Source organism: Kluyvera sp., assembly GCF_965301105.1.
The window spans coordinates 1-9,218 of record NZ_CBDKZX010000112.1 but is presented as its reverse complement, the minus strand read 5'-3'; the positions used below and the strand labels follow the sequence as shown (position 1 = coordinate 9,218).

The following is a 9,218-nucleotide window of genomic DNA, read 5'->3' as shown; positions in this document are numbered from 1 at the left end:
ACGCCGAAGACGCGGTGCATAACGCCATCGTGCTGGAAGAGATCGCCTATATGGGCATCTTCTGCCGCCAGTTGGCGCCGCAGTTACCGGAGATGCAGCAGACGCTGCTGGATAAGCACTATCTGCGCAAGCACGGCGCGAAAGCGTATTACGGGCAGTAGCCTGGACGAGGCGCAGCCTACTCCGGAATCCCCCGGCAACACCTGTATAAAACACCAGCTTCTTTATCCAAACCAGGCTATACTCAAGCCTGGTTTTTTGTTGATGAGAGCACGCGTGACGCAGCCACAAGCCGGTTTTTTACTCACCCGCCACTGGCGGGATACACCGCAGGGCACTGAACTGGCTTTCTGGCTGGCGACCGACGACGGCCCGCTACAGGTCACCCTGCCGCCGCAGGAATCTGTTGCATTTATCCCTGAATCTCAGCGTACGCAGGTTGAACGCCTGCTGCACGGCGAAAACGGCGTACGGGTAGCCCCGCTGGCCCTCAAAGATTTCCACCGTCAGCCGGTTTTCGGCCTGTACTGCCGCGCCCATCGCCAGCTCATGCGGCTGGAAAAAGTGCTCCGCGAGAACGGCATCACCGTCTACGAAGCCGATATCCGCCCGCCGGAGCGCTATCTGATGGAGCGCTTTATCACCGCCCCCGTGTGGGTTGAAGGCGAAAAATCGGCAACCGGGCTGCGTAACGCACGCATGAAGCCGCACCCCGAGTACCGCCCGCCGCTGAAATGGGTGTCGCTGGATATCGAAACCAGCCGCCACGGCGAACTGTACTGCATCGGGCTGGAAGGCTGCGGGCAACGCACCGTCTACATGCTCGGCAGCCCGCCCGCGCAGCCGCCGCAGGTCGATTTCCATCTCGAATATGTCGCCAGCCGCCCGCTGCTGTTGGAAAAACTCAACGCCTGGTTTGCCGAACATGACCCGGACGTGCTGATTGGCTGGAACGTCGTGCAGTTCGACCTGCGCGTACTGCAAAAAAGCGCCGAACGCTACAAAGTGCCGCTATTGCTCGGGCGCGGCGGCAGCGAACTGGAGTGGCGTGAACACGGCTTTAAGAACGGCGTATTCTTCGCTCAGGCCGCAGGGCGGCTGATTATCGACGGCATCGAGGCGCTGAAATCCGCCTTCTGGAACTTCACCTCGTTTTCGCTGGAGAACGTCGCCCGCGAGCTGCTGGGCGAAGGCAAGGCGATAGATAACCCATGGGATCGAATGGACGAAATTGACCGCCGTTTCGCCGAAGATAAGCCCGCACTGGCGACCTATAACCTCAAAGACTGCGAGCTGGTGACGCGCATCTTCCACCAAACCGAGATCATGCCTTTTTTACTGGAGCGCGCCACGGTCAACGGCCTGGCGGTCGATCGGCACGGCGGTTCGGTCGCGGCTTTCAGCCACCTCTATTTTCCGCGGATGCATCGCCTCGGTTACGTCGCGCCGAATCTCGGCGAAGTGCCGCCGCAGGCCAGTCCCGGCGGTTATGTCATGGACTCCCGCCCCGGCTTGTACGACTCGGTACTGGTCCTCGACTACAAAAGCCTGTACCCGTCGATCATCCGCTCTTTCCTGATCGATCCGGTTGGGTTGATTGAAGGGATGGCGCACCCCGATGCGGCGCACAGTACCGAAGGTTTTCTGGATGCCTGGTTTTCGCGTGACAAACATTGTCTGCCAGGGATCGTCAGCCAGATCTGGCACGCCCGTGATGAAGCCAAACAGCAGAAAAATAAGCCGCTTTCTCAGGCGCTAAAGATCATTATGAACGCCTTCTATGGCGTGCTGGGCACCAGCGCTTGCCGCTTTTTCGATCCGCGCCTAGCGTCATCTATCACCATGCGCGGCCACGCGATCATGCGCCAGACCAGGGCGCTGATTGAGTCTCAGGGCTATGACGTGATTTACGGCGATACTGACTCCACCTTCGTCTGGCTCAAACGCGCACATGGCGAAGAAGAGGCAGCAACCATTGGCCGCGCGCTGGTCGGCTTCGTGAACCAATGGTGGGCCGACGAGCTGCAAAAAAGCGGGCTGACCAGCGCGCTGGAACTGGAGTTTGAAACCCACTTTTGCCGTTTCCTGATTCCGACCATTCGCGGTGCCGATACCGGCAGCAAGAAACGCTATGCCGGGATGATTCAGGACGGCGACAAGCAGCGGATGATGTATAAGGGGCTGGAGACCGTGCGCACCGACTGGACACCGCTGGCGCAGCAGTTCCAGCAGGCGCTGTATCTGCGCATCTTCCGCAACGAACCGTACCGGGATTTTATCCTCGAAACCATTGATAAGCTGATGAACGGCGAGCTGGATGAACAGTTAGTCTACCGCAAGCAGCTGCGGCGTCCGCTTGCAGACTATCAGCGTAACGTGCCGCCGCATGTCCGCGCCGCGCGCCTTGCTGATGAACAGAACGTGCGGTTAGGACGTCCGCAGCAGTACCAGCAGCGCGGTAGCATCCGCTACGTCTGGACCACCAACGGCCCGGAGCCACTGGACTACCAGCAGTCGCCGCTCGACTACGACCACTATCTCACCAAACAATTAGCCCCCGTCGCCGAAGGAATTCTCCCCTTTGTTGACGACGATTTTGCTACAATAGTGACGGGGCAACTGGGGTTGTTTTGACAGGTGACTAACGTCCCGCCATCCAGTACCATAGCGCCCTTTCCATTCCTGGACCAAATTCACTCGCCGCCTCCTTTCAGGTGGTGGCTGAATATTGCCTGCAATTTATTAAAGATAGAGCCGAACATATATGCCTTTTACACTTGGTCAACGCTGGATCAGCGATACAGAAAGCGAACTGGGACTTGGTACTGTTGTTGCAATGGATGCACGCACCGTCACCCTGCTCTTTCCGGCAACCGGAGAGAACCGTCTGTACGCCCGTAGTGACTCCCCCGTGACCCGCGTAATGTTCAACCCCGGCGACACGATCACAAGCCATGAAGGCTGGCAGTTGCTCGTTGATGAAGTTAAAGAAGAAAATGGCCTGCTGGCATATATCGGCACCCGCCTGGATACCGAAGAAACCAACGTGATGCTGCGCGAAGTGCTGCTCGACAGCAAACTGGTGTTCAGCAAGCCGCAAGACCGTCTCTTTGCCGGGCAAATTGACCGTATGGACCGATTTGCGCTGCGCTACCGCGCGCGTAAATACCAGAGCGAGCAATACCGCATGCCGTGGAGCGGCCTGCGCGGCCAGCGCACCAGCCTGATCCCCCATCAGCTCAACATCGCCCATGACGTCGGCCGTCGTCATGCGCCGCGCGTCCTGCTGGCAGACGAAGTGGGCTTAGGGAAAACCATTGAAGCCGGGATGATCCTGCACCAACAGTTGCTCTCCGGCGCCGCTCAGCGCGTGCTGATTATTGTTCCGGAAACCCTGCAACATCAGTGGCTGGTTGAAATGCTGCGCCGCTTCAACCTGCGCTTCGCGCTGTTCGACGACGAGCGCTATGCCGAAGCCCAGCACGATGCCTACAACCCGTTTGAAACCGAACAGCTGGTGATCTGCTCGCTGGACTTCGTGCGCCGCAACAAACAGCGCCTGGAGCATCTGTGCGACGCCGAGTGGGACCTGATGGTCGTCGACGAAGCGCACCACCTGGTGTGGAGCGAAGACGCGCCAAGTCGCGAATATCTGGCCATTGAAGAGCTGGCCGAGCGTGTACCGGGGGTCCTGCTGCTGACCGCAACGCCGGAACAACTCGGAATGGAAAGCCACTTTGCCCGTCTGCGCCTGCTGGACCCGAACCGCTTCCACGATTTTGAGCAGTTTGTCGAAGAACAGAAAAACTACCGTCCAGTGGCTGACGCCGTGGCGCTGCTGCTGGCGGGGAATAAGCTCAGCAACGACGAGCTGAACATGCTCGGCGAGCTGATTGGCGAGCAGGATATCGAAGCGCTGCTGCAAACCGCCAACAGCGATCGCGAAGGCTCCGAGGCAGCGCGCCAGGAACTGATCAGCATGCTGATGGACCGCCACGGCACCAGCCGCGTGCTGTTCCGTAACACCCGTAACGGCGTGAAAGGCTTCCCGAAACGCGAGCTGCACACCATCAAACTGCCGCTGCCGGCGCAGTACCAGACGGCAATTAAGGTTTCCGGCATTATGGGCGCCCGCAAAAGCGCCGAAGAGCGCGCGCGCGACATGCTCTACCCGGAACAGATTTATCAGGAGTTTGAAGGCGATACCGGCACCTGGTGGAACTTCGACCCGCGCGTTGAGTGGCTGATGGGCTACCTGACCAGCCATCGCTCCCAGAAGGTTTTGGTTATCTGCGCCAAAGCGGCTACCGCGCTCCAGCTGGAGCAAGTGCTGCGCGAGCGTGAAGGCATCCGCGCCGCCGTGTTCCACGAAGGCATGTCGATTATCGAACGCGACCGCGCCGCCGCCTGGTTTGGCGAAGAAGACAGCGGCGCGCAGGTGCTGCTGTGCTCGGAAATCGGCTCCGAAGGCCGTAACTTCCAGTTCGCCAGCAACCTGGTGATGTTCGACCTGCCGTTCAACCCGGACCTGCTGGAGCAGCGTATTGGCCGTCTGGACCGTATCGGCCAGGCGCACGATATTCAGATCCACGTACCTTATTTAGAGAAAACCGCGCAGTCCGTGCTGGTGCGCTGGTACCACGAAGGTCTGGATGCGTTCGAACATACCTGCCCGACCGGTCGTACTATCTATGACAGCGTGCACGACCAGCTGATCACCTATCTGGCCGCGCCGGAAACCACCGAAGGCTTCGACGAGCTGATTAAATCCAGCCGCGAGCAGCACGATGCGCTGAAGGCACAGCTCGAACAGGGGCGCGACCGTCTGCTGGAGATCCATTCCAACGGCGGCGAAAAAGCGCAGAAGCTGGCAGAAAGCATTGAAGAGCAGGATGACGACACCAACCTGATCGCCTTCGCGATGAACCTGTTCGATATCGTCGGCATCAATCAGGATGACCGCGGCGAGAACCTGATCGTCCTGACGCCGTCCGACCACATGCTGGTGCCGGACTTCCCGGGCCTGCCGGAAGACGGCTGCACGGTCACTTTCGAACGAGACATCGCCCTGTCGCGCGAAGACGCTCAGTTCCTGACCTGGGAACACCCGCTGATTCACAACGGGCTGGATCTGATCCTCTCCGGCGACACCGGCAGCAGTACCCTTTCGCTGCTGAAAAACAAAGCGCTGCCGGTCGGCACGCTGCTGCTGGAGCTGATCTACGTGGTGGAAGCTCAGGCGCCGAAGCAGCTGCAGCTCAACCGCTTCTTGCCGCCGACGCCGGTGCGTATGCTGCTCGACAAAAATGGCACCAACCTCGCCGCGCAGGTCGAGTTTGAAACCTTCAACCGTCAGCTCAGCGCGGTGAATCGCCATACCGGCAGCAAGCTGGTGAACGCGGTGCAGCAGGATGTGCACACAATCCTGCAAAAAGGCGAAGCGCAGATTGAGAAAGCCGCGCAGGCGCTGATTGCCGCCGCGCGTGAAGAGGCGGACGAGAAACTCAGCGCCGAACTGTCGCGTCTGGAAGCCCTGAAGGCGGTGAACCCGAACATCCGCGACGATGAGCTTTCGGCAATTGAAAGCAACCGTCAGCAGGTGATGGAAAGCCTGTCCCAGGCAGGATGGCGTCTGGACGCGCTGCGTCTGATCGTCGTCACTCACCAGTAACCGGAGCCGTTATGGGAATGGAAAACTACCATCCGCCGCAGGACCCGTGGCTGGTTATTCTCTATCAGGATGAGCACATTATGGTGGTCAACAAGCCGAGCGGCTTGTTGTCCGTCCCGGGCCGTCTTGAGGAGCATAAAGACAGCATCATGACCCGCGTGCAGCGCGATTATCCCCAGGCGGAGTCCGTACACCGTCTGGATATGGCGACCAGCGGTGTGATCGTAGTGGCCCTGACCAAAGCTGCGGAACGGGAGCTTAAGCGCCAGTTCCGCGAGCGCGAGCCGAAAAAGCAGTACGTGGCGCGCGTGTGGGGACATCCGCAACCGCAGGAAGGTCTGGTGGATTTACCGCTGATTTGCGACTGGCCGAACCGGCCAAAGCAGAAAGTGTGCTATGAAACCGGCAAGGCGGCGCAAACGGAATATGAAGTGCTGGAGTATGCGGCGGATAACACCGCGCGGGTGAAGCTCAAACCGATTACCGGGCGCTCTCACCAGTTGCGTGTGCACATGCTGGCGCTGGGCCACCCGATTCTCGGCGATCGCTTCTACGCCCACGACGAGGCGCTGGCGATGGCGCCGCGGTTGCAGCTGCACGCCGAGACGTTAACCATTACGCATCCAAAGTTTGGCAATAGCATGACGTTTAAGGCGCCAGTGGATTTTTAGACCGCGCCAGTTTTACCTCTCCCCGCAGGGGAGAGGTAACCGTTCGCATGCGCTTCAGGTTTCGGTTTTCTCCCTTGCCCCTTTGGGGACAGGGCCGGGCGCTTACTTAAACCCTTTCTGCTCTTTAATCAGCTCGTACGCCTTCTGAATTTCCTGCGCCTTCTGCTTGGCCATCTCCATCATCTCCGGCGGCAGCCCTTTCGCCACCAGCTTATCCGGGTGATGTTCGCTCATCAGCTTACGATAGGCGCGCTTGATGGTCGTGGCATCGTCGCTCGGCTTCACGCCCAGCACATTGCAGGCATCCTCCAGCGTCGGCCCGCGCTGCGCCTGCTGCCAGCCACCACCCTGACCGCCCTGAGAGTGCTGATGATAGCCGCCGCCAAACTGCGCGCCGCCCTGCATCATACGCAGGAACTGGTCAAACTGGTCACGGGAGATACCCAGCTCTTCGGCAATGATGTACAGCACGTCGCGCTCGTTCGGGTGCAGCGATCCGTCGGCAAACGCCGCCTGAATCTGGATTTCAAGAAACATCCGAATCAGATCGAAACGCCCGAAGCACACGCTACGGAATTGACGCATCTTTTCGCGCAGCGGGTAATTATCCGACTTACCGACGCGAAACGCCTGCTGCGCCGCCGTACGCGACTCACCGTGCAGATTCATGCGGTCCATAAACAGACTCGCAATATGAATATCAGCCTCCGTCACGCGCCCTTTCGATTTGGTCAGGTGCCCCATCACTTCAAACGTGGTCGCAAAAAACAGCGACTGACGCTGCTGTTGGTTAGCAAACCAGTTCACGCGACGGCTGCGCGCCTTATCAAACATGTGGCCCACGAGCAGCCCGAGGACTACGCCCCAGAAGCCGCCGCCCATCATCAGGGCAACCGCCACACCAATCACTTTTCCCCAATACTGCATATACTCCCCAAATCGTCATGCCAGCGGCTAAAATATGCATTATCATACCTGTCATTCAATGCCGTGCATAACACCTCTGGCGAGAACGGGCAGGATAAAACTAGCGTGACAACGATGAGTACGTTAGTCTCTGACCGTTTGCATGCCGCAATGCTATAGATGACGGAACAACAAATACAACGTATGAAAAAACGTATTCCCACTCTCCTCGCGACCATGATCGCCAGCGCCTTGTACAGCCAGCAGGGAATGGCAGCCGATCTCGCCTCTCAATGTATGCTTGGCGTACCGAGCTACGATCGTCCACTGGTGAGCGGTCCGACAAACGAGCAGCCTGTCACCATTACGGCCGACCACGCCGATGGCAACTACCCGGATAATGCCTCATTTAAAGGCAACGTCGATATTAATCAGGGTAATAGCCGCCTGCAGGCTGATGAAGTTCAGCTGCACCAAAAGCAGGCTGAGGGTATGGCTACGCCGGTGCGCACCGTTGATGCGCTCGGCAACGTCCACTATGACGATAATCAGGTGATTCTGAAAGGGCCAAAAGCCTGGTCAAACCTGAATACCAAAGATACTAACGTCTGGAAAGGCGACTACCAGATGGTTGGCCGTCAGGGCCGCGGTACCGCCGACGTCATGAAACAGCGCGGCGAAAACCGCTATACCATTCTGGAAAACGGTACCTTTACCTCCTGCCTGCCGGGTTCTAACACCTGGAGCGTGGTGGGCAGTGAAGTCATCCACGACCGCGAAGAGCAGGTCGCTGAGATCTGGAACGCCCGCTTCAAAATTGGCCCCGTGCCGGTGTTCTATAGCCCGTACCTGCAGTTGCCGGTTGGCGACAAGCGTCGTTCAGGCTTCCTGATCCCCAACGCCAAGTATGGCAGTTCCAACGGCTTCGAGTTCATGCTGCCGTACTACTGGAACATCGCGCCAAACATGGATGCGACGATCACGCCGCACTACATGGATAAGCGTGGTGGCGTGATGTGGGAGAACGAATTCCGCTATCTGACCCAGGCCGGACAAGGCCTTTTCGAGCTGGACTATCTGCCTTCGGACAGCGTCTATTCTAACGACCACCCGAGTGACGATAACAGCCGCCGCTGGCTGTTCTACTGGCGTCATGCCGGGGTGATGGATCAGGTGTGGCGCTTCAATATCGACTACACCAAAGTCAGCGATCCGGACTACTTCAACGACTTTGACTCGAAGTACGGTTCCAGTACCGACGGTTACGCCACGCAGAAGCTGAGCGTAGGCTATGCGGATCAAAACTTCGACGCCACCGTGTCGACCAAACAGTTCCAGGTCTTTGACCGCCGTAACAGCAACTCCTATTCAGCTGAACCACAGCTGGATGTTAACTTCTACCAGAACGACGTAGGGCCGTTTGATACCCACGTCTACGCCCAGGCGGTGAAGTTCGTCAACACCAACGGCAGCCTGCCAGAAGCGACGCGTGTTCACCTTGAGCCAACCATCAACCTGCCGCTGGGCAATCGTTGGGGTAGCCTGAACACCGAAGCCAAGCTGCTGGCAACGCACTATGACCAGACCAATATCGACGACTACAACAGCGACAGCAGCCATAATCCGCTGGCAAGCTCCGTCAGCCGCACCATGCCGCAGCTGAAAGTCGATGGTAAGATGGTGTTCGAGCGCGATATGGTGCTCAGCCCGGGCTACACTCAAACGCTGGAGCCGCGCGTACAGTATCTGTACGTGCCGTACCGCGACCAGAGTAAGATCAACAACTACGACTCCACGCTGCTGCAGTCCGACTACTCCGGCCTGTTCCGCGATCGTACCTACAGTGGTCTCGACCGCATTGCCTCCGCAAACCAGATCACGACCGGCGTCACATCACGTGTTTATGATGACGCCGCCGTTGAACGTTTTAACGTTTCTGTTGGTCAAATCTACTATTTCACCGAGTCTCG

The 9,218-nt window shown here is 58.4% G+C and carries 5 protein-coding genes and 1 pseudogene; 5 read left to right on the top strand and 1 reads right to left on the bottom strand.

Features of this window, described 5'->3' with window-relative positions:
- From araD to rluA, 4 genes and pseudogenes are all read left to right on the top strand, one after another.
- Positions 1 to 161 (top strand): annotated as a pseudogene (gene araD / locus ACW14G_RS21125) (L-ribulose-5-phosphate 4-epimerase); the annotation flags it as partial.
- A 115-nt stretch (positions 162 to 276) separates the two neighbouring features.
- Positions 277 to 2,634, top strand: a complete 2,358-nt coding sequence (polB, locus tag ACW14G_RS21120) for a DNA polymerase II (protein WP_455648769.1) — start codon at positions 277 to 279, stop codon at positions 2,632 to 2,634.
- A 130-nt stretch (positions 2,635 to 2,764) separates the two neighbouring features.
- On the top strand, positions 2,765 to 5,671 hold the full coding sequence (gene rapA, locus ACW14G_RS21115; protein ID WP_163448243.1) for an RNA polymerase-associated protein RapA: 2,907 nt from the start codon (positions 2,765 to 2,767) through the stop codon (positions 5,669 to 5,671).
- 11 nt (positions 5,672 to 5,682) lie between these two features.
- Entirely contained in the window at positions 5,683 to 6,342 is a 660-nt protein-coding gene (rluA, locus tag ACW14G_RS21110) for a bifunctional tRNA pseudouridine(32) synthase/23S rRNA pseudouridine(746) synthase RluA (protein WP_163448242.1), read from the top strand.
- Between the two features lie 102 nt (positions 6,343 to 6,444).
- Here the strand turns inward: rluA and djlA are convergent, their stop codons facing one another.
- Complete coding sequence (gene djlA, locus ACW14G_RS21105) at positions 6,445 to 7,269, bottom strand: co-chaperone DjlA (protein WP_163448241.1); 825 nt, start codon at positions 7,267 to 7,269, stop codon at positions 6,445 to 6,447.
- 183 nt (positions 7,270 to 7,452) lie between these two features.
- Between djlA and lptD the strand changes: the two genes are divergently transcribed.
- Positions 7,453 to 9,218: LPS assembly protein LptD (lptD, locus tag ACW14G_RS21100; RefSeq protein ID WP_455648768.1), on the top strand; the 1,766-nt coding region annotated here is incomplete at its 3' end.